The organism is Providencia sp. PROV272 (assembly GCF_049901975.1).
In the GTDB taxonomy this organism is placed as follows: Bacteria; Pseudomonadota; Gammaproteobacteria; order Enterobacterales; family Enterobacteriaceae; genus Providencia; species Providencia stuartii.
On record NZ_CP096291.1, the window covers coordinates 1,707,847 to 1,732,528 of the forward strand.

General features: G+C 41.8%; 26 protein-coding genes and 1 pseudogene. 13 read left to right on the top strand and 14 right to left on the bottom strand.

Features of this window, described 5'->3' with window-relative positions:
* Positions 1 to 31: 31 nt before the first annotated feature.
* From M1E93_RS07635 to M1E93_RS07650, 4 genes are all read right to left on the bottom strand, one after another.
* A complete protein-coding gene (locus M1E93_RS07635) occupies positions 32 to 3,064 on the bottom strand; it encodes an SEL1-like repeat protein (RefSeq protein ID WP_426207249.1) in 3,033 nt (1,010 codons plus the stop codon).
* Complete coding sequence (locus M1E93_RS07640; RefSeq protein ID WP_140035165.1) at positions 3,007 to 3,954, bottom strand: IS30 family transposase; 948 nt, start codon at positions 3,952 to 3,954, stop codon at positions 3,007 to 3,009. The genes M1E93_RS07635 and M1E93_RS07640 overlap by 58 nt, the downstream gene beginning before the upstream one ends.
* Positions 3,955 to 4,043: 89 nt before the next feature.
* Positions 4,044 to 4,448 (bottom strand): SEL1-like repeat protein, encoded by a 405-nt coding sequence (locus M1E93_RS07645; protein ID WP_426207250.1) that lies wholly within the window; start codon positions 4,446 to 4,448, stop codon positions 4,044 to 4,046.
* A 393-nt stretch (positions 4,449 to 4,841) separates the two neighbouring features.
* A complete protein-coding gene (locus M1E93_RS07650) occupies positions 4,842 to 5,771 on the bottom strand; it encodes a DMT family transporter (protein ID WP_014656279.1) in 930 nt (309 codons plus the stop codon).
* A gap of 99 nt (positions 5,772 to 5,870) precedes the next feature.
* Between M1E93_RS07650 and M1E93_RS07655 the strand changes: the two genes are divergently transcribed.
* The 10 genes from M1E93_RS07655 to purF all read left to right on the top strand — a co-directional run bounded on the left by M1E93_RS07655 (position 5,871) and on the right by purF (position 15,992).
* Entirely contained in the window at positions 5,871 to 6,662 is a 792-nt protein-coding gene (locus M1E93_RS07655; RefSeq protein ID WP_004921194.1) for an AraC family transcriptional regulator, read from the top strand.
* A 132-nt stretch (positions 6,663 to 6,794) separates the two neighbouring features.
* Positions 6,795 to 7,925, top strand: a complete 1,131-nt coding sequence (pdxB, locus tag M1E93_RS07660; RefSeq protein ID WP_040133500.1) for a 4-phosphoerythronate dehydrogenase PdxB — start codon at positions 6,795 to 6,797, stop codon at positions 7,923 to 7,925.
* 100 nt (positions 7,926 to 8,025) lie between these two features.
* Positions 8,026 to 9,036, top strand: a complete 1,011-nt coding sequence (locus tag M1E93_RS07665) for an aspartate-semialdehyde dehydrogenase (protein ID WP_014656277.1) — start codon at positions 8,026 to 8,028, stop codon at positions 9,034 to 9,036.
* Positions 9,036 to 9,851 (top strand): tRNA pseudouridine(38-40) synthase TruA, encoded by an 816-nt coding sequence (gene truA, locus M1E93_RS07670; protein ID WP_004921188.1) that lies wholly within the window; start codon positions 9,036 to 9,038, stop codon positions 9,849 to 9,851. The genes M1E93_RS07665 and truA overlap by 1 nt, the downstream gene beginning before the upstream one ends.
* A gap of 128 nt (positions 9,852 to 9,979) precedes the next feature.
* The gene (locus tag M1E93_RS07675) at positions 9,980 to 10,666 is read left to right on the top strand and encodes a DedA family protein (RefSeq protein ID WP_036943938.1); all 687 of its coding nucleotides are present in this window, start codon (positions 9,980 to 9,982) and stop codon (positions 10,664 to 10,666) included.
* A 159-nt stretch (positions 10,667 to 10,825) separates the two neighbouring features.
* Positions 10,826 to 11,809 (top strand): acetyl-CoA carboxylase, carboxyltransferase subunit beta, encoded by a 984-nt coding sequence (gene accD, locus M1E93_RS07680; protein ID WP_036943936.1) that lies wholly within the window; start codon positions 10,826 to 10,828, stop codon positions 11,807 to 11,809.
* Positions 11,802 to 13,091 carry a bifunctional tetrahydrofolate synthase/dihydrofolate synthase gene (gene folC, locus M1E93_RS07685; RefSeq protein ID WP_183124486.1) on the top strand — a complete coding sequence of 430 codons (1,290 nt, stop codon included), beginning with the start codon at positions 11,802 to 11,804 and terminating at the stop codon, positions 13,089 to 13,091. Before accD ends, folC begins: the two co-directional genes overlap by 8 nt.
* A gap of 5 nt (positions 13,092 to 13,096) precedes the next feature.
* Positions 13,097 to 13,777: a cell division protein DedD gene (gene dedD, locus M1E93_RS07690; RefSeq protein ID WP_004921181.1), complete on the top strand. Its 681-nt coding sequence runs from the start codon at positions 13,097 to 13,099 to the stop codon at positions 13,775 to 13,777.
* A gap of 179 nt (positions 13,778 to 13,956) precedes the next feature.
* Positions 13,957 to 14,460 (top strand): colicin V production protein, encoded by a 504-nt coding sequence (gene cvpA / locus M1E93_RS07695; protein WP_004921179.1) that lies wholly within the window; start codon positions 13,957 to 13,959, stop codon positions 14,458 to 14,460.
* A gap of 14 nt (positions 14,461 to 14,474) precedes the next feature.
* On the top strand, positions 14,475 to 15,992 hold the full coding sequence (gene purF, locus M1E93_RS07700) for an amidophosphoribosyltransferase (protein ID WP_036940930.1): 1,518 nt from the start codon (positions 14,475 to 14,477) through the stop codon (positions 15,990 to 15,992).
* A gap of 138 nt (positions 15,993 to 16,130) precedes the next feature.
* On the opposite strand, the gene M1E93_RS07705 is transcribed toward purF, so the two are convergent.
* Positions 16,131 to 16,277, bottom strand: coding sequence for a hypothetical protein (locus tag M1E93_RS07705; protein ID WP_426207251.1), 147 nt, complete (start codon positions 16,275 to 16,277; stop codon positions 16,131 to 16,133).
* A gap of 137 nt (positions 16,278 to 16,414) precedes the next feature.
* Between M1E93_RS07705 and M1E93_RS07710 the strand changes: the two genes are divergently transcribed.
* A complete protein-coding gene (locus M1E93_RS07710) occupies positions 16,415 to 17,362 on the top strand; it encodes an IS30 family transposase (protein ID WP_140035165.1) in 948 nt (315 codons plus the stop codon).
* Here the strand turns inward: M1E93_RS07710 and M1E93_RS07715 are convergent.
* The 8 genes and pseudogenes from M1E93_RS07715 to M1E93_RS07750 form a co-directional block, all read right to left on the bottom strand.
* A complete protein-coding gene (locus tag M1E93_RS07715; RefSeq protein WP_426207252.1) occupies positions 17,359 to 17,754 on the bottom strand; it encodes a hypothetical protein in 396 nt (131 codons plus the stop codon). The two genes, M1E93_RS07710 and M1E93_RS07715, sit on opposite strands and share 4 nt — an antisense overlap.
* Positions 17,755 to 17,915: 161 nt before the next feature.
* On the bottom strand, positions 17,916 to 18,209 hold the full coding sequence (locus M1E93_RS07720; protein ID WP_174822185.1) for a DUF1240 domain-containing protein: 294 nt from the start codon (positions 18,207 to 18,209) through the stop codon (positions 17,916 to 17,918).
* 121 nt (positions 18,210 to 18,330) lie between these two features.
* On the bottom strand, positions 18,331 to 19,125 hold the full coding sequence (locus M1E93_RS07725) for a hypothetical protein (protein WP_104873580.1): 795 nt from the start codon (positions 19,123 to 19,125) through the stop codon (positions 18,331 to 18,333).
* Positions 19,126 to 19,376: 251 nt separating this feature from the next.
* Positions 19,377 to 19,523, bottom strand: a complete 147-nt coding sequence (locus M1E93_RS07730) for a hypothetical protein (RefSeq protein ID WP_232626190.1) — start codon at positions 19,521 to 19,523, stop codon at positions 19,377 to 19,379.
* Positions 19,523 to 19,843 carry a hypothetical protein gene (locus M1E93_RS07735; protein ID WP_239543063.1) on the bottom strand — a complete coding sequence of 107 codons (321 nt, stop codon included), beginning with the start codon at positions 19,841 to 19,843 and terminating at the stop codon, positions 19,523 to 19,525. Before M1E93_RS07735 ends, M1E93_RS07730 begins: the two co-directional genes overlap by 1 nt.
* A gap of 206 nt (positions 19,844 to 20,049) precedes the next feature.
* Positions 20,050 to 20,855 (bottom strand): annotated as a pseudogene (locus tag M1E93_RS07740) (IS5 family transposase).
* A 249-nt stretch (positions 20,856 to 21,104) separates the two neighbouring features.
* Positions 21,105 to 21,479: a hypothetical protein gene (locus tag M1E93_RS07745; RefSeq protein ID WP_104873578.1), complete on the bottom strand. Its 375-nt coding sequence runs from the start codon at positions 21,477 to 21,479 to the stop codon at positions 21,105 to 21,107.
* 329 nt (positions 21,480 to 21,808) lie between these two features.
* Positions 21,809 to 21,991 (bottom strand): hypothetical protein, encoded by a 183-nt coding sequence (locus M1E93_RS07750; protein ID WP_040133295.1) that lies wholly within the window; start codon positions 21,989 to 21,991, stop codon positions 21,809 to 21,811.
* A gap of 103 nt (positions 21,992 to 22,094) precedes the next feature.
* Between M1E93_RS07750 and M1E93_RS07755 the strand changes: the two genes are divergently transcribed.
* Entirely contained in the window at positions 22,095 to 22,919 is an 825-nt protein-coding gene (locus M1E93_RS07755; protein WP_004921171.1) for a YwqG family protein, read from the top strand.
* Between the two features lie 73 nt (positions 22,920 to 22,992).
* Positions 22,993 to 23,565, top strand: coding sequence for a UbiX family flavin prenyltransferase (locus tag M1E93_RS07760; RefSeq protein ID WP_004921169.1), 573 nt, complete (start codon positions 22,993 to 22,995; stop codon positions 23,563 to 23,565).
* Positions 23,566 to 23,650: 85 nt separating this feature from the next.
* On the opposite strand, the gene M1E93_RS07765 is transcribed toward M1E93_RS07760, so the two are convergent.
* The gene (locus tag M1E93_RS07765; RefSeq protein ID WP_004921167.1) at positions 23,651 to 24,568 is read right to left on the bottom strand and encodes a TIGR01777 family oxidoreductase; all 918 of its coding nucleotides are present in this window, start codon (positions 24,566 to 24,568) and stop codon (positions 23,651 to 23,653) included.
* Between the last annotated feature and the right edge of the window lie 114 nt (positions 24,569 to 24,682).

Here is a 24,682-nt window from a genome sequence, read left to right on the forward strand (position 1 = left end):
CAACATTAGCACCCTCATTGCTGTAATTAACTTATTTATTCGTATTTTTGTTATCAAAATAATCTTGTACACGTGTTTTGATAGATTCACGTTGTACATCTGTTAGCGTATTAAACATGGTGACATTATCCGTATCTTTATTGAGAATTAATGCATAGTAATAAGCTTCATTGGTATTTCCGTTTAGGATATGTGACTCATAAAGTTTTTCTAAAGCAATTTCAGGTTCATATTTTAATAAATATTGATACATCTCAATTGCCTTATCTAGATCTCGTGGCATATCGTAAAAGCCTTCGAAATAGATATCAGCAATGCCGATTATATGTTCAGTAGGAAGAGTAAGCTCATTGATAATCTTCTCATCAGCACTTTCCCTCATATTGAGATATTTTTTGAGATATTGAGTAGTACGCTTAAGATTTTCATGATTGACATCAAGGTGAGCATAATAAAAATTATATAGATATTTAGCTGCTCTGATATCACCTTTTTCATAAGCCTTTTGAGCATAATCTAGAGCCTTTTGGGGATTTTGGGTTGTGTAATATTCTGACAATAACATGAGAACATCATCACGATTTTTAGACTGTGACTCCAATAATTCTACATACGCTTTCTCATTTATCGGGCGACGGAATATATAACTATACTGTTCGGTTCCATCTCTATAGGCAGTAAGTAAAGAGTTAAATGCAAGATCTGAAATGATAGGATCGCTTGAGCCTAATCCCTCATGTAGAAATTGAATCATAGACTGGTAGAGTTCAGGGTTTGCAGCGACTTTTTTATTATTTACAGCTAAAGACGCAAAGTGTACTTTAGAATATAAGTCATTTTTCAAGGTTCCCGCTGAGTACAATTCACGCTTTTTGCCATCATTCGTAATGATTTTATCAAGCGCAGGAATAATGATATTTAAATCTTTTTTATCAAGTAATTTGTTATACCAATAGGCCGCAGCAGTATGTTGTTGTTGCTCAATATACCAATGAGAAAGTTTTAATGTCGCATTAATATCATTATTTAAAGCCGGTAATACCAGTGTATTATAGCGAAGCAGTTCATCTTCCTGACAACATGCGAGAGGGTATTGTTTTAGCCACGAAATAGCTTCATACCAATTAGGTTCTGCGATCCAGCGATTTTTTTTATAATCATAAATACCATTTTGCAATGACCTAATATATGTGTAAGCAGATTCTTGATGGCCTTGTTCTCCTGCGGTTTTAAAAAATTGCCTCGCTTTTAAATGATCAATGCTGGCGCCCCGACCATATGTGTGTGCAACGCCTAGTTGATAATTAGTGGTGGCATCTTTATCTTTTAATGTATATTTCTCATCAAACTTATCCATTTCAGCGAGATAGCGCTCACCATCTTTACCTGATTTCTTCAATAATTCACGCGCTTTCGTTCGGTTCGCATTAACAAGGTGTAACCCATATAAATAATTTAAGCCTAAGGTGAGAGCAGCAGATTGATTCCCAGAGGCGATCTGCTTGCTATAATAGCTCATGATTTTAGCTCTGTTTTTTTCAAGCTGACCTTCATCCTCATAATAGGACCATAATTCATGTAATGCTTTAGCACTACCTAAGTTTGCTGCTTGATCTAGATATTTAAGCCACTTAACATTGTCTTCTTTTTGCCCATATTTACCAAATCGATAGACATCGGCTAGCCTGTGGGCGGCTTCGGCATCATTATTGTTGTATTGATTGAGTAGCTCATTGAATTTTTGTTGTTCTTTTTCAATAAGCTTCATATCGGATTCATAATTAAGAAATTCATAATTATCCGGTGTAATATGAATGCGCTTATAATATTTAAGTGCTTTTGAATAGTCTTTTTCGACGCCAAATTTACCATATTGGTAGCGATAACCAAGTTCGGCTAAACAGCGGTTACTTCCTTGGTCAGCGCATTTATTGTGCCACATCCAACGATCATCATTCGTTATCCCCGTGAGTTGGTCAAATTTATTATCATCAAAAAGAGTTCCGGGTAGACGGTCATCATCGACTTTACCATGAATAATAAACAGCATTGCATCAATGGAACCCAGTTCTGCGGCTGTAATTATGTCTTGATAATGTAATGCTAACGCCTTGTCATCAATTGTATTCTTGATGCTCATACGGTTAACATTCGCTATGGCATATTTAAACTTTGCGTCAGGGTTTTGCTTTAATAGAGGTTGAATAGCTGATTTTACTTGCTCATTATTAAGTGACTGTTCAACAAGAAATTGAATTGTTCCAGGATAGTCAAGAAAGTGTTTAAAGAGCAAGTTATAAGCGTTTTGACGCTCTATTGTGGTGAGATAATGATATTTTTGATCCGCTTTTAAAGTTGATAAAATAAGGTAGGCGGCTTGTTCTTTTTCGTGTTTTTCATATTTTATTAGCGCTAATGCATGATGTATATTCGCATCAGTAAAATAATGACTTGCTTTATTGTATAAGGAAAAAGCATATTCTCTATTATTAATCGGATCTTGTTCTAAAAGGTAGTCTGCATAGTAATACGCTAAGCTATAATCTGGAAACAAGGCGGACTTATTTCTTTCAACACTTTCTCTGAGTATATCCATAACGAAATCTTTTCCAATTTCATCGGATACATCAAATTGAAAATAGAGTCGTGCTAGTGCATATTGACTATCTTGTACCAATTTATCATTCGTAATATTTTCTTGTAAAAGACTGATCGCCTTTTTTAAATTTTGCTCTGTACCTAGCGCTAGAGCGTACTTTTTTGCGAGATCATAGTTGATTTCTGCTGATGGTGAGATTTCACTAGCTTTTTGAATTAGTTCAAATGATTTTTCAGGATTATAAAAATGCTTTCTATAGTCTGCATAGAGGTTTCCTACAGTGATCAGTGTTTTTGGAGAATTCGGATATTTTTCTAGCAGCATATTGATATATTTTTGGGCTTGACTATCAAGATACTTCCCTGGTGCATTATAAAGGTTGGCGGATTCAAGTCCGAAGTGCAACGCTAAGCCGCCTTTCTTAGCTCCGCAAACACCACCGAAGGTTGTCTGAACCCCAGACACTTGCGTGGCCTGCTGTTCAACGCTCCCTGATAGCGTTGTAAGTCTTCTTCTGTCACTGTCCGCAGGTCTGTTCCTTTCGGGATAAACTGTCTTAACAACCCATTCGTATTCTCGTTCAGCCCACGCTCATGCGAGGCATACGGATGGGCAAAGTACGTATCTGCGTTCAGTGCTTCTGCTATCGCCTTGTGCTCACTAAACTCTAGACCGTTATCGAACGTTATTGTGTGACATACATCCTGATACTCACTCAGCAGTGAGATAATGGCCTTACTGACTTCCACCGCATCCTTTGAAAACACCTTTTTTGTCAGGTAAATACGGCTTTTGCGTTCTGCCAGTGTCACGATAGCACCAGTGCCCTGTTTACCCTGCACCAAATCGGCCTCCCAGTCCCCCAGACGGCTACGGTCATCGACGACTGACGGCCGTAGCTCAATGGATACCGCATCAGGGATGCGCCCTCGTTTCTGCCCGTAGCCCTTACGATATCGCCGTTTGCCCTGCCTAAGATGCCTGTACAACTCGCCACCGCTACGCTTATCCGCATAGATATACTGGTAAATCCATTCATGGCTGACGCTAAGACCAATAATGCTGCCAATTGCACTTATTTGCTCAGGACTCCACTTCCACTCCAGAGCAAATATCACGAAATCTATGGTCTGCTGAGGAATTGTCCTTTTGGCAGATGACAGCCGCCTATCACAGCACTTCTGGTGTGCCTGTTGTGGGTTATAACCAGTATCTGAAGTGTTACGCCTCAGTTCACGGGAGACCGTGGACTTGCTTACACCGATACGGATACCTATCTCATGGCAGGATAAATTATCCTCACGCAGTATCGATATCTGGTATCGTTGTCCTTCGGTTAGTTGCTGATACTTCATACTTACTCGCTCATCTTTGGTCGGAAGAGCAGGATAGCTTATCAGTAGCTAACCGTCCTTCCATCTAACATGACCGAGCGTTGCACTTATTATCTGAATTCGCGGTTGGTTGATTGGTCAATCATTTCGATTAATGCATCTTGATGCCCAAGTTCGGCAGCTAGCTGAAGGTATTTTTGAGCCTGCAATTGATCGGGTTTTAAACTTTTTCCATATTTGTCACCATTATAGATTTGATACAGTAAATAAGCTTTTTTTGCATAATGATCGTCAACAATCATTGAGAAAATAGTAGGGAGATTAACCGTTGATGATAAGTCATTATTGGCACTTTCGGTCAGTGATATTAGATCCTTTTGGGGGGCATCGGATTGAGAAAATGCATAACTAGGTGATAGTGGTGATATCTGACTTATTGATGGAATAAAACTTAGGCTTATCAATGCAGTTAAAAGCACAGTCGGTGTTATCAGTGGCTTAATATTAGGGAGCATGGTTATCCTTTTTCATATTCATCATAAATCAAGTTGTACTATTATTTTAAACGCGATTACTTATATATTACCAATGCTAGTTTACAGTTGTTAACGCTTGGGGTATTAAAGAATAAACTGATCTTTTTCAGGAAAACCTGAAGCAAAAATTGCGTCAGGTTGTTTTAGCCAGCATGCCGTGATTTGCACGATATCTAACGGCAGTGGAATAAAAAATTTCCTTTTCCTGATAATATTAATTGCTTAGCGAATAACTTGTCCAAAACGGAATGTTTTGCTTATTTATATTTAGTTCAAACTATTCTAATTAATAGGTCATAATAAAAAACATAGCCCCACAAGTGTGGGGCATATGGATTACGACATTGCATTGCTTGAAGCTTAATTTTACTGCTAGGAGTCGTTTAAGCAATCTTTTTTCTGCTCAATTTTTTTCTTGCTCTTAAAAAGATGAGTCAGAGGGGTACGTAATTGCTGTGCTAACATAACACCTAATAATACCACGCCACCACCAATTAAATGGTAGCTTTGCAGCTCTTCACCGAGCGCAAAGATAGCGATGATTGCTGTAAATACTGGCGCTAAATTCATAAAAATCGAGGTCGTATTGGCGCCTAGGCGCATAACCCCTTGGATCCACAATGCAGGTGCGAGGATAGAGGCTGCAATACCCGCGAAGGCCACAAGACCAATGTTGTGACGGTTAAGCGACACGTCATCTGCCAATAAGAAATTGGGAATTAATAAAATAACGCCAAAGAAAACTTGTACATACAGTGAATCCCAACTTGATAATTGAATAGCCCAACGCTTAGTTAAGACGCCATATAAGGCATAAGCGGCAGAGGCAATCAACATCAACAGTTCACCGGTGCCTAATCCTTGGGAAAAGAGCGTTGCAGGGTTACCTTGGCTGACTAACCAAGTTAAACCCGCCAGCGATAACAGAGTACCGATAAAAATACCAACGGTTGGGATCACTCGCAGGACAAAAATACTGATGACAACGGTTAATAATGGGATTAAGGAGTTCATAATTCCCATAAAGGTTGCACTGACAGAATGAGCGGCATAATAGGCTAAGCTTTGGTAGAGCATCATACCCAGCGCCCCTAAAATGGCGAGTTGCCACCAATGTTTTCTGACTATCGACCAGTGACGCAAGACAGAGCGTAGCACAAATGGAGTCATGACAAGCAGAGCTAATGCCCAACGGTAAAAGGATATTGCGGCGGGATCGATAGCGGTTGCCGCGGCTTTATTCACTATCGCATTCATTGACCAAAGTAAAACCGCTATTAGCGGAAATAATAAATTTTTCATTAAAAGTTTCTCCCTAATGAGTGGCGTTAGTATACCGTTGTCAGATTTTTTATATATACTGATATCCAGACATTCGATAACGGTTTTCAGACAACATTTATGCAACAAGATCAAAAATCACCAACATGGCTGATTAATGAATGCAATATTATCGAACCTGCATTCATTGCATTGCGCCATGAACAAATTGATACTCAAAGCGAGTACAAATCGCATTCCCATCCATTTGGTCAATTGTTATATGTGGTGTGTGGCATTATGGAAATGGAAGTCGAAGGCAAACACTACCTTGCACCACCGGAATTTTGTGTTTGGATCCCCGCAAATACACAGCATGCAAGCTTTAATAAGCAGAGTGTGAAATTTCGTATTATCGATTTCGCGCAACGTTTTAGCGATAAATTATCATCCCGTGCTGGTGTGATTAAGCTCAGTCCTATCTTTCAAACAATTATGGCCGATCTTTATCAAAGGGGGGTCGTCGAGCCACAAACGGAGGAGGACATACGATTAGCCAGTGTACTGATTGACCAATTTGCAGTGTCACCTTGCCAAAAAACGTATCTGCCTATCACCAAAGATAAATTCTTATCGCCAATCCTAGCGTCTTTGCAAAAAGACCCTTCCGATAACACCACACTTGCGGATTGGGCGAAACGGAGTTACACCTCAGAGCGTACATTGTCGCGTCGTTGCCAGCAAGAGCTGGGAATGTCGTTTAGCGAATGGCGTCAGCGTTTACGCTATTTGCACGCCGTTTCTGCACTGGAACGAGGGAAAAGCGTACATGAAGTCGCACTGGATGTTGGCTATAGCTCAGCGTCTGCATTTATTGCGATGTTCCAACAGATCTCAGGGGTAACTCCCGACCGTTTCCGTGCGAAAGAATAGTGAAATCACAGTAATCGCACATAGGCAATGTGCGTGGAACGTGGCAAAATAAGCACTCATAAAATGAAACAACCATACAGTAGTTTGTATGTTGATCATTGAGCATACAATGACATGATTGGGGCGAATAAAGTGAAAATTTTGGTTGATGAAAATATGCCGTATGCTCAGCAGTTGTTTAGCAAACTGGGTGAGGTTAAAGCCGTACCTGGGCGTCCAGTACCTGAAGTTGAGCTTCTGGATGCAGATGCGTTAATGGTACGTTCGATAACAAAAGTTAACCGAGCACTATTAAGTGAAACGCCTGTCAAATTTGTTGGTACTGCCACGGCAGGTTTTGATCATGTAGATACGGCATGGTTGAAGGAAGCCAATATCGCCTTTTCTTCGGCTCCGGGGTGTAATGCCATTGCGGTGGTTGAGTATGTTTTTTCGGCCTTATTGATGCTTGCTGAACGTGACCATTTCGATTTGCGTGATAAAACGGTCGGTATTGTTGGTGTCGGGAATGTGGGTGGACGCCTCGCTAACCGATTATCCGCTTGGGGAGTGAAAACGCTTTTATGTGACCCGCCTCGTAAAGCAAAGGGGGAACAAGGGGCGTTTTTACCGCTGGAAACCTTGTTAGCTGATGCGGATATCCTAACGTTCCATACCCCATTGAATATGGATGGCGCAGATAAAACCTATCATTTAATGGATGCTGAACGCTTATCTAACTTACGTGATGGTACGATTTTAATTAATGCGAGTCGTGGTGAGGTTGTTGATAATCAAGCACTATTGTCTTTGTTAAAGCAAGGCAAAAACATGAGCGTTGTGTTAGATGTTTGGGAGCCAGAGCCTAATTTAGACACTGAATTATTAGAATGGGTAGATATTGGCACACCGCATATCGCAGGTTATACCTTAGAAGGGAAAGCGCGCGGTACGACTCAAGTTTATGAAGCGTACTGCCAATTTTTAGGTCAACCGGACCGTATCGCGCTATCATCGTTATTACCGAAACCGGAGATCAGCGCCATCACTTTTCTCGGTAAATTAACGCAAAGTCAACTCAAAAGGTTAGTTCATCTGGTGTATGATGTGCGTCGCGATGATGCCGCTCTACGTGAAGTAGCGGCAATCCCTGGTGAATTTGACAAATTACGTAAACACTACCAAGAACGCCGTGAGTGGTCCTCTCTTGAAGTGCACTGTGATGATGAACAAACGGTATCTCAACTTGCTGCACTGGGTTTTAATGCACATTTAATTAAGTGATCACAGCGTGTCTCGATAAAGGTTGGTGAATGTAACATCAACCTTTTATTAAGACGCGTAGATGATTTCATTTAATGGTTATATTTTTGGAGAAACAGCAATGACTGAAGGTTGGAATATTGCGTTATTGGGAGCTACCGGGGCTGTCGGTGAAGCTATTTTAGCATTATTACAAGAACGCGAGTTCCCTGTTGGCGAATTGCATCTATTGGCGAGTGAACGAAGCGCTGGAGAAAGCCTGCGTTTTAATAATAAAAGTTATCAAGTTCAAGACGCTACCGATTTTGATTGGTCACAAGCTCAAATCGCGTTTTTCGCCGCTGGGGAAGAAGCCAGTTTATATTATGCAGAGCGTGCCGCCCAAGAAGGGTGCATCGTGATTGATACGAGTGGTGTATTTGCGCTTGAACCTGACGTACCTTTAGTTGTTCCCAGCGTGAACCCTCATGTGCTTGCTGATTACCGTAACCGCAATATTATTGCACTAGCGGATAGTTATGTAAGTCAGTTACTTAGTGCGACGAAGCCATTGATTGAAGCGGCGGGTATCGGCCGTATCACCTTAACGAACATGTTGTCTGTTTCCTCCTATGGCAAAGCGGCTGTTGATGAGTTAGCGGGGCAGAGTGCTCGCTTATTAAACGGTATTCCTGCGGAAGAAGGGCGTTTTAGTAAACAATTGGCGTTTAATATGTTGCCTATGCTGGCAGATATGGAAGGCAGCGTACAGCAAGAACGCCGTTTAGTTGAACAAGTCAGAAAAGTTTTACAAGACGATGGACTACCTGTTGCGGTGAGTTTTATTCAATCGCCTGTGTTTTATGGCAATGCTCAAGTGGTGTATCTCGAAACATTGCGTCCTGTTGGAGTAGAAGAAGCTCGAGATGAACTGGAACGTTTTGATGATATTCAGGTCTCAGAAGAAGGTGATTATCCAACTCAGGTCACTGAAGCATCGGGTAATGATCGCTTAAGTATTGGCTGTATTCGTAATGATTATGGTATCCCTGAAATTTTGCAATTTTGGTCGGTGGCCGATAATGTGCGTTTCGGTGGCGCTTTAATGGCAGTGGAAACGGCTGAAAAACTGGCTCAGGAGTTGTTTTACTGATGTCAGAGTCAACAAAGTTGTCTCGCATTGCGTTAGGCATCGAATACAATGGGAGTCGTTATTATGGATGGCAGCGCCAACAGGAAGTGAAAAGTGTGCAAGGCTGTCTTGAAGACGCTTTGTCAAAAGTGGCGAATCATCCGATTAATGTATTTTGTGCAGGTCGCACGGATGCAGGGGTTCACGCAACGGGGCAGGTGGTGCATTTTGATACCCCTGTGATCCGCAAAGAAGCCGCATGGACAATGGGAGTCAATACCCATTTGCCAGAGGATATTGCGGTACGTTGGTGTAAACCTGTCGATGAAGAGTTTCATGCGAGGTTTAGTGCAACAGCACGCCGTTACCGTTATGTCATCTTTAATCACCGTTATCGGCCAGCGATTTTGTCCAGTGGAGTGACACATTTTCACTATCCACTAGATGAAAAAAAGATGCATGAAGCGGCGCAAGCTCTGTTGGGGGAAAATGATTTTACCTCATTCAGAGCAGTCCAGTGTCAGTCGCGGACACCTTGGCGTAATGTGATGCATGTGCAAGTCACACGTCACGGTAATTATGTCGTGGTGGATATTAAAGCCAATGCTTTTGTTCACCATATGGTCAGAAATATAGTGGGAAGTTTGCTAGAAATTGGCTGCGGTAATCAGGATATTAATTGGATGGCACAATTGCTCGAACTAAAAGACAGAACGAAAGCTGCGGCAACTGCCAAAGCTGATGGCTTGTATTTAGTATCCGTTGATTATCCTGAAAAATTCGCTTTACCGTCGAATGTGATGGGGCCGTTGTTCTTAGCGGACGAACTGATGTGAATCTAATTTTATATACTCTAAATAATTTCAGAAGCAGCTAGGTGACTTGTGTGGATGTCCAGAGTCAACAGTGCCGTCATTGAAGGTATCATGAGTATAGCATGGATGCTATTGATAATGAGGTTTGTATGGAGTTTATCAGTTTTATTATCGACTTTATTTTGCATATCGATGTCCATCTAGCAGAGTTAGTTGCTGAGTATGGTGTATGGGTGTACGGTATTTTATTTCTGATCTTGTTTTGCGAAACTGGGCTGGTCGTTACCCCATTTTTGCCGGGAGATTCGCTGCTGTTTGTCGCAGGGGCTATTTCCGCGTTAGATAGCAATGATTTAAACGTACATTTAATGGTCGCATTGATGATTACAGCCGCTATTCTTGGTGATGCTGTTAATTATGCGATCGGGCGTATTTTCGGCGATAAACTGTTTAAAAACCCGGATTCAAAAATATTCCGTCGTGTTTATCTGGAAAAAACCCATGCTTTCTATGAGAAGCATGGTGGTAAAGCAATTATTTTGGCTCGTTTTGTGCCGATTGTTAGAACATTTGCGCCATTTGTTGCGGGAATGGGCAAAATGTCTTATCGTCATTTCGCCTTTTATAATGTGACAGGGGCGTTATTATGGGTACTGTCATTCACTTATGCAGGTTATCTGTTTGGTGATCTACCCGTTATACAACAGAATTTGAAATTATTGATAGTGGCAATTATCTTTATTTCAATTCTTCCGGGGGTGATCGAAGTGATTCGTCATCGTCGTGCAGCCGCGAAAGAAAAACGTGTTGCGGTTGAAAAAAGTGATAATCCATAACGGATTTAAAAGTTTTTATCCACAGTGGTGTACCATTGTGGTTTAATGGCACAAAATTACATACTGGCGTTTTACCTGAGTGAGTTGATGTGGCAATTATTTTTGTTGCTTGAATTCGCTAAGGAAAGTCAGAGATCAATCAGACGAAAAGGTCCATTAATGAGCTGGATTGAAAAAATATTAAAAAAAGGTAACTTGACCCAATCAAACAAAGTCAACATCCCAGAGGGTGTTTGGACAAAATGTGATAGCTGTGGGCAAGTCCTCTATGGGGCTGAATTAGAGCGTAACTTACAAGTATGCCCTAAATGTGATCATCACATGCGTATTCATGCACGCCAGCGTCTTGAAGCTTTCCTCGATGAAAACTCGACAACAGAATTAGGCAGTGAGCTTGAGCCAAAAGATGCGCTGAAGTTCCGTGATTCCAAAAAATATAAAGATAGACTCTCAGCGGCTCAAAAAGAGACCGGTGAAAAAGATGCTATCGTCGTAATGAAAGGAACGTTAAAAGGGATGCCAGTTGTCGTGGCGGCTTTTGAGTTCTCTTTCATGGGAGGCTCTATGGCTTCCGTGGTAGGTGCACGTTTTGTGCGTGCGGTTGAACAAGCTCTAGAAGATAACTGCCCATTGGTTTGTTTCTCTGCTAGTGGCGGTGCGCGTATGCAAGAAGCGCTGTTATCACTGATGCAAATGGCAAAAACCAGCGCGGCATTGGCCAAAATGCAAGAGCGTGGGTTACCTTACATTTCTGTGTTAACTGACCCAACCATGGGGGGGGTTTCTGCAAGTTTGGCGATGCTAGGTGATATCAACGTGGCTGAACCAAAAGCGCTGATCGGTTTTGCAGGTCCTCGCGTTATCGAGCAAACTGTGCGTGAAAAGCTACCTCAAGGCTTCCAGCGTAGTGAGTTCTTACTGGAAAAAGGGGCGATTGATATGATTGTTCGTCGCCCTGAAATGCGTGATACCTTGGCAGATGTATTGGCAATGTTGACTAACAAGCCAAGTTTTAATACCACTGAAGATACATTAGTCGTCGAAGAAGAGGATGTGAAAATCGATATCGCCAGTGACGATGCTGTCATCGATGCTCCTGAGCAAGTAAAGGACTCTGCTAAGCATAAAAAAGATGATGAATAATCAGTTTACAATCCCTAATGCCGAGTCTCCGCTGGAGGCTTGGCTCTCTTATCAGACAAACTTGCACAGCCAAAATATTGATATGGGGCTAGAGCGAGTTGGCTTAGTCGCCCGCAAAATGGGTTTAACACAACCCGCACCTCGCGTCATTACCGTCGGTGGTACTAATGGTAAAGGTACAACCTGCCATACGATTGAATCTATTTTGATGGCTGCCGGTCTGAAAGTCGGTGTTTACAGCTCACCACACCTTGTTCGTTATACGGAACGTGTTCGTATCCAAGGTTCGGAATTGGCCGAGTCCGACTTTTGCCGTGCCTTTGCCGAGATTGAACAAGAGCGAGGCGATATCTCTTTAACCTATTTTGAATATGGCACGCTGGCGGCATTAACGTTATTTAAGCAAGCCTCATTGGATGTCGTGATCCTTGAAGTGGGTTTAGGTGGTCGCTTGGATGCGACGAATATCGTCGATGCAGATGTCGCGGCGGTGACCAGTATTGCACTCGACCATACCGATTGGTTAGGGTCAGATAGGGAACATATCGGTTTTGAGAAAGCGGGTATATTCCGCGGTGGTCGCTATGCGGTTGTCGGTGAACCTGATATGCCTCAGTCAATTGGTCAACATGCCGAAAATATCGGTGCGTTGCTGTTTCGTCGGGATAAAGATTGGTCATTTGAACAACAGCAAGATTGTTGGGCATGGCAGAGTCGTCAATGCCAATGGCTGAATTTACCACTACCTAATGTGCCGTTAGCAAATGCAGCGACCGCATTGGGGGTGATATGTTGCCTTAAAGAGATTGATAGCCAACTTGCGACTAAAATCACTGATCAGGCAATTCATGACGGCTTGCGATCGGCTCAGTTACCGGGGCGCTTCCAAATTATTGGTGAAAAGCCATTAATGATTTTGGATGTCGCGCATAACCCGCACGCTGCTGGATATTTGATAAACCGCTTAGCACAACTGCCTGCTGTGGAAGGGCGTCGTGTCAGAGCCGTGGTGGGAATGCTTGGAGATAAAGATATTCAAGGTACACTCACCTGTTTATCAGAGCAAGTGACGGATTGGTATGTGGCTCCTCTTACTGAGTTTCGTGGGGCGCCTGCCTCGCAGTTGAGTCAATATCTTGATTCACCACAAGTATTTGATTCAGTCGATGACGCGTGGCAAAAAGCGTGCCTTGATGCAACAGATAACGACATCATTGTTGTTTGTGGCTCATTCCATACGGTCGCTCACGTAATGATGTTGTTAGAAAATTCAAAAGGATAAAATCGGTGGCGAGTAAATTTCAGAATCGTCTTGTCGGTGCCATTGTTTTAATCGCGGCGGGGGTCATTGTATTGCCTGCGCTACTTGATGGCGATAAGAAATATAATGAAAATGAATTTGCGGCCATTCCTATTATTCCTAAACCTGGTGATGAACAGGATATCGAAGCTATTGCACCGCTGGCACAAAATCCGGCGTCAGGCCAAGCTTCTGAGGCTATGCTGTCAGAAGCGATTTCCGAGCAGAAGCAGGAGGAGCAACAGCGACAGCGTGAGCAACAAGCCGCTGCAAATTCTGCCTCTCAACCTCAAGAGGTGCCGAATATCCCTGCTGAGGCACCTAAACAGGTGGAGCCAAAGCCTGAACCTAAACCAACGCCAAAACCTGAGGTTAAAGTAGAGCCGAAGCCAAAACCTGAGCCTAAGCCAGAAGTACAGGCCCCACAAGGTAAAGCTTTTGTGGTACAGCTTGGGGCGTTGAAAAATGCAGCAAAAGTTGAGGAAATTGTCGCAAAATTGAGGTTGTCAGGGTATCAGGTTTATACCGTACCTTCACGGCCAGTCAATGGGCAACTGACGCGAATTTTTGTCGGACCAGAAGCTTCAAGGCAATTGTTAGAAGGCGCACTGCCTGAGCTACGTTCAATCACGGGGCTACAGGGAGAGATTAGGGCTTTTAAGCCATGATATTAAAATAGGAATATCACAAAAAGCCTGAGCTTTTAATCAATTACAGCGGCGAAGATGAATTTTTCTTTTCGCCGCTGGTTTTTTTAAATTGTATGTAAATTGGTTACGCAAACGTTTTCGTTTTCTGTTAGAATGCACTCCAGCCACTGCCGTGGGTGCGAATTTTGGAATAAGATATGGTCTGGTTAGATTACGCAATTATTGCCATCATTGGCTTCTCGGCATTGGTAAGCCTGATCCGTGGGTTTGTTCGAGAGGCGTTGTCACTAATCACATGGGGTTGTGCTTTTTTTGTGGCTAGTACATTTTATCCTTACTTGGCGGAATACTTTACGCGCTTTGAGGATATACTGGTACGAAATGGTATCGCCATTGCAGCATTATTTATTGCGACATTAATTGTCGGTGCTGTTGTGAACTATGTCATTAGTTCTCTGGTTCAAAAGACTGGCTTATCGGGTACAGATCGTGTTCTGGGGATCTGCTTCGGAGCGTTGCGTGGGGTATTGATTGTATCGGCATTACTCTTTTTTCTCGATACTTTTACGCCTCTACCTCAAAGTGAGGATTGGCAACGTTCGGAACTTATTCCGCAGTTCAGTCATATAATCAGGTGGTTCTTTGACTACCTGCAAAATGCGTCAAGTTTCCTACCGGAGAATATTTCTCCGTCTGGCTGATGAGGAAAGACTAAATGTGCGGTATTGTCGGTATCGCCGGTGTTACGCCGGTTAACCAATCAATTTATGATGCTTTGACGGTGCTTCAGCACCGTGGGCAAGATGCAGCAGGGATTGCTACCATTGATGGCAAAAATAATATTCGCTTACGTAAAGCGAATGGCCTCGTCAAAGATGTCTTTGAAACGCGGCACATGCTCCGACTACAAGGTAATATGGGGATCGGTCATGTCCGTTACCCAACCGCAGGTAGTTCGAGTGCATCAGAAGCGCAGCCCTTCTATGTGAATTCACCTTTTGGTATCACCCTTGCTCATAATGGTAATCTGACAAATGCGCATGAATTAACGCGCCGTTTATTTGAAACCGCCCGCCGCCATGTCAACACAACCTCCGACTCTGAGATTTTGTTGAACATCTTGGCTTATGAATTAGACCGTTTTGACCACTTTCCGTTAGAGCCAGACAATGTGTTTACGGCGGTTGCGGCAATGCATAAAAGGTTGCGTGGCGCATACGCATGTGTTGCATTGATTATTGGGCACGGTATGTTGGCGTTTCGTGACCCTTATGGTATCCGGCCATTGGTCTTGGGGCGCCGCATATTAGAAAACGGCGCACAAGAGTACATGGTCGCTTCAGAAAGTGTTGCGTTGGATACGTTAGGCTTTGAATTCTTACGTGATGTCGCACCCGGTGAAGCGGTTTATGTGACAGAGCAGGGGCAGTTGTATACTCGCCAATGTGCAGAAAACCCACAATTAACGCCTTGTTTATTTGAATACGTCTATTTTGCTCGTCCAGACTCTTTTATTGATAAGATCTCGGTTTACAATGCGAGACTACGTATGGGGCAGAAATTAGGTGCTAAAATTGCCCGTGAATGGGAAGATCTGCAAATTGATGTGGTTATTCCAATTCCAGAAACCTCTTGCGATATCGCCCTAGAAATTGCCCACATATTAGATAAACCATATCGCCAAGGATTTGTCAAAAATCGCTATGTGGGGCGCACCTTTATCATGCCAGGCCAGCAGGAGCGTCGTAAGTCGGTGCGTCGTAAGCTCAATGCAAATCGTGCAGAGTTTCGTGATAAAAACGTATTGTTAGTGGATGACTCTATCGTGCGTGGCACGACCTCAGAGCAGATTGTCGAACTCGCTCGTGAAGCTGGCGCGAAAAACGTCTATTTTGCTTCCGCTGCACCAGAAGTGCGCTTCCCAAATGTGTATGGCATTGATATGCCGAACGCGAATGAATTGATCGCCCATGGGCGTGAAGTCGATGAAATTCGTAAACTGATTGGGGCAGATGGATTAATTTTCCAAGATCTGAATGACTTGGTTGATGCCGTTCGTGAAGAGAATCCAGAAATTAATGAGTTCGAGTGCTCTGTATTTGATGGTATCTATGTCACAAAAGATATTGATCAAACTTATTTAGATTATTTAGAAAATCTCCGTAAAGACGATGAATTAAAAATTAAAGATCAAAATGAAATTGAGAACCTAGAAATTTATAACGAAGGTTAATCATTTCTTTATACATATTAAGAATGCCAGCGAGATGATTGCTGGCGTTTTTCTATGCACAATAAAAGTCTCTCACATCATGTGAAAGACTTCTATATAAAAGGCAGCCCTCTATGCGGATGGTTATGATTTATTCTATTAATTGGATAATTCATCCCAAAATTCAATAGATTGAGATGAAACTAATTTTGCTATAGTCATTGGTGATTCTTTATTTATAAAAAGAGTACCAAGCCCCCTAAAAAATAATATAAAATCAGATGCAATTTGTTCAAAGTCATCCATTGATGACTCATTTGTCATAGAAAAAACCTCACCCGCGAATTCAGATAATAAGTGCAACGCTCGGTCATGTTAGATGGAAGGACGGTTAGCTACTGATAAGCTATCCTGCTCTTCCGACCAAAGATGAGCGAGTAAGTATGAAGTATCAGCAACTAACCGAAGGACAACGATACCAGATATCGATACTGCGTGAGGATAATTTATCCTGCCATGAGATAGGTATCCGTATCGGTGTAAGCAAGTCCACGGTCTCCCGTGAACTGAGGCGTAACACTTCAGATACTGGTTATAACCCACAACAGGCACACCAGAAGTGCTGTGATAGGCGGCTGTCATCTGCCAAAAGGACAATTCCTCAGCAGACCATAGATTTCGTGATATTTGCTCTGGAGTGGAAGTGGAGTCCTGAGCAAATAAGTGCAATTGGCAGCATTATTGGTCTTAGCGTCAGCCATGAATGGATTTACCAGTATATCTATGCGGATAAGCGTAGCGGTGGCGAGTTGTACAGGCATCTTAGGCAGGGCAAACGGCGATATCGTAAGGGCTACGGGCAGAAACGAGGGCGCATCCCTGATGCGGTATCCATTGAGCTACGGCCGTCAGTCGTCGATGACCGTAGCCGTCTGGGGGACTGGGAGGCCGATTTGGTGCAGGGTAAACAGGGCACTGGTGCTATCGTGACACTGGCAGAACGCAAAAGCCGTATTTACCTGACAAAAAAGGTGTTTTCAAAGGATGCGGTGGAAGTCAGTAAGGCCATTATCTCACTGCTGAGTGAGTATCAGGATGTATGTCACACAATAACGTTCGATAACGGTCTAGAGTTTAGTGAGCACAAGGCGATAGCAGAAGCACTGAACGCAGATACGTACTTTGCCCATCCGTATGCCTCGCATGAGCGTGGGCTGAACGAGAATACGAATGGGTTGTTAAGACAGTTTATCCCGAAAGGAACAGACCTGCGGACAGTGACAGAAGAAGACTTACAACGCTATCAGGGAGCGTTGAACAGCAGGCCACGCAAGTGTCTGGGGTTCAGACAACCTTCGGTGGTGTTTGCGGAGCTAAGAAAGGCGGCTTAGCGTTGCACTTCGGACTTGAATCCGCCACCTGTATTAACATTTAAAATTATGGTATAAGGATCGGATATTGCTATAACAATAAATTCAGCAGGTCTATTTTTTCCAGTCCACCATTTATTAACATTATCTCTATCATTTATGCTAACTAACATATTAAGGTAATCAGAGCCATTACCGAATGAGATATTACATAGCGAAAAATTATCTAAATTGTAGCTATCTAAAAATGAAGAAAATTTATCAGGGAATGTAATATTAAGGAGTTCTTCTGATGACTTAAGATTCAATAATGGCTGATCACGTTTCAATAACCTTAAATCATCAAAATCACTACCTAATGGAGAAAATTTATTATCCAATTGCTCACGTATTTCTTCTAATGTTAGCAACACAATGAATCCTCTTTATTTTGTATGCCATACATCACCACTACTAATATGGGGAGTGCTTAGTACAGGAATTGCGTATTGAGCAAAATCAACATGGCGAATACATCAAGCTACACTATTAATAGTGAGATGGTTAAGTAGTTTTTAGCATCAAAAGATATGTGCTACTTACACATATCTTTTGATATAACGTATTCATTTGGTGCGAAAATAGATGATTTGTAGCATGTGTAGTAGCCTTTTGAGGTTAAATCAATACTGACATAGGTCGAAAAGAAAAAGCTAAACACTATGCCTATTATAAAGATAACAGCGAAAAATCCAGCTATCCTATTATTCATTTTTTGTAGTTCTTTTTTATATCCCAATATAAAACTATAATATGAAAAATATAGTATCAAAGGAGCTGAAAAACACAGGAACCCTGTTTGAAATGAGAATAGAATTCTAGGCTTCATTTGAAAGTAATCAATATAATATGTTGTTGATAGATAGATCCCGAAGATTGCTAAAAGTAAAAGCGCTATAGATGATAAGATTAACTTTGTGGGCTCTAATTTAACCACGACTGAATCTCCCCTACAGAGTAAAAAATTGGTCTGGATGGTAAGGTGTTTCTGGTTTTCTTGCTCTGTGAGTTTTTAAGCCTTTAATGATAGTTGTACTAATTTGGAATTTATTATCTAACCAGTACAATAGTATCCCTACAGATACACCTACAGCAAACACCTCTAAAGCTACAAGTATGACACTTGTTCCAGTCGTTAAAGCAGCAGTAGCTAAACCTCCAGTTATGGCTGTCGTTATTTGAGTGCTGATAGCTAGCTTTGCCATGTCCATGGGTATATTCACAAAAAAATCAACCAAGGTATATTCATTCTTGAATATTAATTCAATAGTTCTATAAGCTGCTGAGAAAACTATCGCAAAGCGAGCTGCGCCTACAGAGATATTATTCATGCCTTGAGTGCCTACTCCCATGTATAAAATACGAGGGTTGTTGACTAAATAACGAGTTCCATTTAAGTATGCTCTTATTCCAGCATGGCCTGATAGGCGAATATAAACATTATCGTTTGGCCCTGTATATTGAGTTGCTCTGATATTGAGATTCTCAAACTCGTTAACAATTCTGTTTATTCTGTAGGCTTCATAAATATTTTCTGAAAATGAAGATATTATATCTCCAATGCCAAATAGTGTTTCTTTCGGATCTTTGAAAGGGGTTGGAGTCGATAGATTTTTTAAAATATAATCAGTTTCTTCAATAGTGATAACTGCTGTGACATTATCATCATTAGGTGTTTCTTCGAAACTAAATTTTGCGTCCGCATCAATGAGTGTTTTTGATATAGGGTCGTATTTATACGCCATGTGGTTTTTTCTTTAATTTAGGTTATGGGAGAGAACTATAGCATTAATGACGCTGTATATTCGACAATAAAACAGCTAATGCCCCAATGTGGTACTCACCAAAACGGAGCGAAGCGACAACATCATTTTGTCTTTGCTTTTCTCCATGATGGGTTATTGGGGCATGGTTTCTTAGCGGGTTAATCTAACTAAGTTTGCTTAGGTTAGGCTTCTTTCGACGGTGTAATCCAAGAAATTCCAAGTAATTAGTACTATTCAACTTCATAAAAGGTCATGCAAAAACCTTCTTCACCATATAGGCCATCATCTGTAATAATAAATTCAAATGTTTTATTAGGATAAAGGCTTTTTAATCTAATTCCCCAAAAATATTTAAGAACATTACTAAATTCGGTCATTAAAACTTCGTTATCGCTGGCCGCATCGGTAATTGTCGATAAAAAAAGTCGTTAAATGAAAAAACATTATTGACCATTTCTAATGTTCTTTTATCCTTACCATAACCATCATATGGCTCTATTTTTCCATTATTGTTCTCACATCTGTATATAACACCATCAATTTCAATAATTTCAGGGCAAAACAGGCCAGCACATGCGAGAATAGATTCTAACCCAACACAGTTTGAAACAAAATTAGGCAAACTATAATCAAGTGGAAAAGGTGTAGGAAATATAGCAATGAGATCATTAGATACTATGCTCGGATATTTTTTCATTTTTACTCCAATAATTTTTTTATTTCATCAGGTATTTTTTAATTCTTTCTTTAGATATATTAGCCATCCTTCGCCCATCAGGGTCAAAAACAATTACATGACCTCCCGTAGTTTTAGAGTAAGTACCTGGTTCTCCCATAGTTGGTAACTTATTACGACTAATTACCTGACCATCAAATTTTAAATTTCTAAAATAATCTAAGAACCTATCCCAATAGGATTTTATTCCAGACAATGATGGCACAGGCAAGATGCAGCATTGCCTCATAATTCTCGACCTTCTTCTCCCAACGAGTCAGGACACGACGGTAGCGATTCATCCAACTGTGTGTTCTCTCTACAACCCAGCGGTGGGCCTTAAAATCCGTGTTTTTGATGGCTTCTGATTCATCCTTCCGTGACTGGATATGAGGTTCATAGCGACGACTTTTCAGATACGCTCCCAACCATTCCGCTTCATACCCTTTGTCCATGCACAACCGGAGCCTCTTGCCCGGTCTGCCCGTCTGGAGGGCATCGAGCGTATCCGCAACCAGCTTTATGTCGTGCGTATTTGCTCCAGCGACAACCAGTGCAAGCGGAAGCCCGTTCCCGTCAGTCATCAGACTGCGCTTTACGCCCCGTTTCCCTCGGTCTGTTGGGTTCTTGCCTGTTTTTTTGAGCCTGCCAGCGGTGATTTGGTCATACAACCATCCATCGACAGCCACGACCAGTCAATAGCGTCCAACTGTTCGCAAGCAAGCAACCCGTTTTGCCAGAAGCGTTCAAATACGCCAGCATCCCGCCACTCCTGAAATCGGCGATGAGCAGAGCTTGACGAGCATATACCGGTGGCATTTAGCGCATTCCACTGGCAACCCGTCCTGAGTACGAAGAAAATGGCGTTCATTGCAGCGCGATTATCAACCCGCTTGTGGTGCGTACCCAGCGGGTGTTGAGTTCTATGCTCCGGGATGAGAGGAGCCATTTTCTCCCAGAGTTCATCACTGATTTGCCACTTATTACCTACCATACGTTGCCCTCATAAATTATCATTATGTATTATCTGACAATTCCTTTTGGGATAGGTTCTAAATCTAAAATGTGACCTTTCGAGTCAACCAAGAATCGGGCTTTATTTTCCCCTGAAGCGTCATCAAGTTTTGAAGTGCCACTCAACCCAAACGGATCAATAAACCCTGTCGGATTATGCTCATACCTATACGGATTGAACCTACCCAGTCGCCCTATTGGGTCAGGGCAGCGATATTGCCCGGTACCCTTATCCTCTAGTACCGAAAGCGGTGATAATACAAGCTGGGCTCACTATCTTCGTACAGGCCTGCAAAACGAAAATGACACTGGGTATAATTGGGGTCATTATCTGCTGACTTGTCTTGTAACCGCCAAAACTGGATGTGCCCCACGTATTCAACCAGCCAGCGCAGCTCGCCTGACCCGCTTCGATAAATATCTCCCGTAGCATTCCTTGATGGTCGGCGGTGATATAGTGCGGTTTGCCACTCTGATAACGCGCGGTAGGCGTGATGTGTTCCGGCTGGTAGAGCCACTGAATATCCGAATCATAGGTTACCATCCTATCTGCATACACCGATGTTTCTTCCACTATTTGGTCTCCGGCCGTAAGTAGTGCCATGCCATCGCTTTCGGGCTATGTTGTGGAAATCGCGAGTTTACAGTTGCAATTTCGTTATCTACAGTCTTGGTTTTGCTTAACCGACGACCAAACGTATTATTATAGGTATAATGTCAATAATCCCCAGACGTTTACAATTGAAAGGGAATTATAAAACAATTATTAATAAGTCCGAAAGATGATAAAATTCTTTGCAGCCATATATTATAAATTATTTAATACTTTAATAGTGAAAAACAAGAATAGAATTCACCACAGTTAATTAAGCCTATAATGGTTTTGTTGATAACATCTTTTGTTAATACTTCCACAATAATTATATCAGAAGCTCAAAAATATAAACCATGGCAGCACTTTCCCGTTTCCTTATAATTTTTCAATATAGAAATTATATTGTTAACAGTGAAAAAAATTGATGAATATCTTCTCTCATCATTTAAAGTTACTTCTACATTATCATTTTTAGGAACAAGCTGCTTGTCACCACTAAAAATTTTAATATCTAGGTTCATGAATCATTTTTTCCTACCAAAAACTTTCAGAACCTCATAAATTACTGTTTGTTGATTTGCTTTATTAGATTTGCCTAATATTTCTATACCATCTGGAGTTCTCATGATTGACCTAACAGCCTTACCCGATAACTTAAAGCCTTTTGTTGATAAAATCACGGCCACAGCTAAACCAACCATAGAGATGCAACTCACGCCTGTTGAACAGCCGATTTTGTGGGAAAGTCGTATTGGTGGCATGCCTTATTTGCCTTTAGGCTCAGATTTTCCTGTCGATAGTGATGGCATTCCTTTAAAACTATTGGCACAAATTAATTTCGCACAAATGCCGCCACTTGAAAACTATCCAACAACTGGATTATTGCAGTTTTTTATCGGCGGTGATGATTTGTATGGTGCGGATTTTGATGATCTACAAACCCAAAACGGTTTTCGCGTCATCTATTGGGAGAGTGTTATTGAAGATAACGCAAAACTCCAACAAGACTTCTCCACCATTGAAGCCGCTTATGAAGATGAGTATTACTCACCAATAGAAGGGCAGTTTAGTCTCGAATTCACACCCGCGACACAATATATCAGCTCGAACGACTTTCAGTTTGGCCGCAAAATTTTAGATGTTGATGATCTGTATGATTACGAAGATCAGTTTGAAGGCGAGGATTTTTACGATGAATGGCTAGAACCCTACAATGAACACTTTGCGTCGAACGGTCATCGTATTGGCGGCTATCCTTTCTTTACTCAAACCGATCCTAGAGAGTATCGTAAAGAAATTCAGGACTATGTATTGTTACTGCAAATCGACAGTGATTATGAAACTGGCATTTTATGGGGCGATATTGGCGTCGGTAACTTTTTTATTCATCCTGAAGATTTAAAAAATAAAGATTTCAGCAAAGTGGTCTATAACTGGGATTGTGGTTGATAGATTTAAGGGCTTTTCATTGCGATAATTGCTACTATGGTTGTTGGTGATATCGAATCGTGCGGGGAGCAGAATGAAGAAGCTAATCATTGGGTTAACAGGAGCAAGTGGCGCAATCTATGGCGTTAGGTTATTAGAGGTGCTAAAACCTGTTAAGAATGTGGAAACCCATTTAGTGATGAGCGCAGCGGCCCGTCAAACCTTATCATTAGAAACACATTATAGTGTCAAAGAGGTTCAGCAATTAGCTGATCATCATTATGATAGCCGCGATATCGCCGCGGCTATTTCTTCCGGCTCCTTTCGTACAACGGGTATGGTGATTATGCCATGCACCATGAAAACACTTTCTGGCATTGTACACAGCTATACCGATACATTAGTCACTCGTGCTGCCGATGTGGTCTTGAAAGAAGGTAAAAAACTCGTTCTAGGGGTACGTGAAACACCGCTGCATTTAGGGCATTTAAAGTTACTGGTGCAAGCGGCTGAAATGGGAGCGGTCATTATGCCTCCAATGCCAGCCTTTTATCATCAGCCTAAATCCATTCAAGATATTGTTGACCAAACAGTGAACCGAATCCTCGATCAATTTGATATTGAATTAGACCAAGATTTATTTACCCGCTGGCAGGGAGGGAAGTAGTTTTATTCGATTGCCAGTTATAAATTGTCGCCGTTTAGTTAATCTACTGACCATGACGCATTGAATGGTCAGTAGCCTGCTCAAACTAGCTCGTTGAACTATCACGCGTTTTAAATAAATCTTCTAAGGCGATTTTTAACTCAATATATTCAAATTGAAAACCCGCCTCTTCCAAGCGTTTTGGGATAGCTTGCTGCCCACCAAGCACTAACGTCGCTGCTTCACCCAAAATGGCCTTAATCATAAAGGCGGGAGTTCGAACAAAAGCGGGGCGGTTAATGACCTCGCCTAAAATAGCGGCAAATTGGTCATTATGGACAGGATAAGGCGCTGTCATATTAAAGGGGCCTGATAAAGTTGGGTTATCAAGCAAAAAACAGATAGCATTGACCATATCGTTAATATGTATCCATGGCATAAATTGTTTGCCATGACCAATTGGGCCACCAGCCCCCATTTTAAAGATAGGAAGGACTTTTGCGAGCGCACCTCCGTTTAATGACATCACAATGCCTGTACGTAATAAACAAACGCGGGTCGATGGTGATTGCGCATTTTGAGCAAGGGCTTCCCAATGTTGGCAGAGTTGATGAGTAAATTCATCGTGTGGCTGCTCTGATTCTGTGACAACGGCTTGGCCTTGATCGCCATAATAACCAACCGCAGAGCCAGATAAAAAAGTATGCGGTGGTGTTTTACTTGCGGCGATTAATTCAGTTAAGCGTTGAGTAATTTTCCATCGGCTATCACACAACAATTTTTTCTGTTCATCACTCCAGCGCTTTTCAGCGATAGGCTCCCCAGCAAGGTTAATCACAGCATCAAAATCATTGAGATCTTGCTTATCCTGTAGTGAAGTCCAACATTCGATAGCCTTACAAAAGCGGCTGTAGACTTTCTGCGGGGAACGGCTTAGTACTGTTACCTTATCAGAGCGAGCAACAAGCCGTTGTACGAGAGGTGTACCAATTAAACCGGTACCACCGGTAATAAGTATCCGCATAATCGCCTCCTGTGAAAAATTGGACTAATCAGTGTAAAGCTTATCTGAGCTAACTATAGCAGCTACTCAGAAAATTTGCTGAGACTGCATTGTATTTCCTAAAAATTCGCTTGT

Coding starts and splice junctions, on each gene's coding strand:
- M1E93_RS07640 (WP_140035165.1), bottom strand. CDS start 3,954: ATGAAGTATCAGCAACTAACCGAAGGACAACGATACCAGATATCGATA.
- M1E93_RS07645 (WP_426207250.1), bottom strand. CDS start 4,448: ATGCTCCCTAATATTAAGCCACTGATAACACCGACTGTGCTTTTAACT.
- M1E93_RS07650 (WP_014656279.1), bottom strand. CDS start 5,771: ATGAAAAATTTATTATTTCCGCTAATAGCGGTTTTACTTTGGTCAATG.
- M1E93_RS07655 (WP_004921194.1), top strand. CDS start 5,871: ATGCAACAAGATCAAAAATCACCAACATGGCTGATTAATGAATGCAAT.
- M1E93_RS07665 (WP_014656277.1), top strand. CDS start 8,026: ATGACTGAAGGTTGGAATATTGCGTTATTGGGAGCTACCGGGGCTGTC.
- truA (WP_004921188.1), top strand. CDS start 9,036: ATGTCAGAGTCAACAAAGTTGTCTCGCATTGCGTTAGGCATCGAATAC.
- M1E93_RS07675 (WP_036943938.1), top strand. CDS start 9,980: ATGGAGTTTATCAGTTTTATTATCGACTTTATTTTGCATATCGATGTC.
- accD (WP_036943936.1), top strand. CDS start 10,826: ATGAGCTGGATTGAAAAAATATTAAAAAAAGGTAACTTGACCCAATCA.
- folC (WP_183124486.1), top strand. CDS start 11,802: ATGAATAATCAGTTTACAATCCCTAATGCCGAGTCTCCGCTGGAGGCT.
- cvpA (WP_004921179.1), top strand. CDS start 13,957: ATGGTCTGGTTAGATTACGCAATTATTGCCATCATTGGCTTCTCGGCA.
- purF (WP_036940930.1), top strand. CDS start 14,475: ATGTGCGGTATTGTCGGTATCGCCGGTGTTACGCCGGTTAACCAATCA.
- M1E93_RS07705 (WP_426207251.1), bottom strand. CDS start 16,277: ATGGATGACTTTGAACAAATTGCATCTGATTTTATATTATTTTTTAGG.
- M1E93_RS07710 (WP_140035165.1), top strand. CDS start 16,415: ATGAAGTATCAGCAACTAACCGAAGGACAACGATACCAGATATCGATA.
- M1E93_RS07720 (WP_174822185.1), bottom strand. CDS start 18,209: ATGAAGCCTAGAATTCTATTCTCATTTCAAACAGGGTTCCTGTGTTTT.
- M1E93_RS07725 (WP_104873580.1), bottom strand. CDS start 19,125: ATGGCGTATAAATACGACCCTATATCAAAAACACTCATTGATGCGGAC.
- M1E93_RS07730 (WP_232626190.1), bottom strand. CDS start 19,523: ATGACCGAATTTAGTAATGTTCTTAAATATTTTTGGGGAATTAGATTA.
- M1E93_RS07735 (WP_239543063.1), bottom strand. CDS start 19,843: ATGAAAAAATATCCGAGCATAGTATCTAATGATCTCATTGCTATATTT.
- M1E93_RS07745 (WP_104873578.1), bottom strand. CDS start 21,479: ATGGCACTACTTACGGCCGGAGACCAAATAGTGGAAGAAACATCGGTG.
- M1E93_RS07750 (WP_040133295.1), bottom strand. CDS start 21,991: ATGAACCTAGATATTAAAATTTTTAGTGGTGACAAGCAGCTTGTTCCT.
- M1E93_RS07755 (WP_004921171.1), top strand. CDS start 22,095: ATGATTGACCTAACAGCCTTACCCGATAACTTAAAGCCTTTTGTTGAT.
- M1E93_RS07760 (WP_004921169.1), top strand. CDS start 22,993: ATGAAGAAGCTAATCATTGGGTTAACAGGAGCAAGTGGCGCAATCTAT.
- M1E93_RS07765 (WP_004921167.1), bottom strand. CDS start 24,568: ATGCGGATACTTATTACCGGTGGTACCGGTTTAATTGGTACACCTCTC.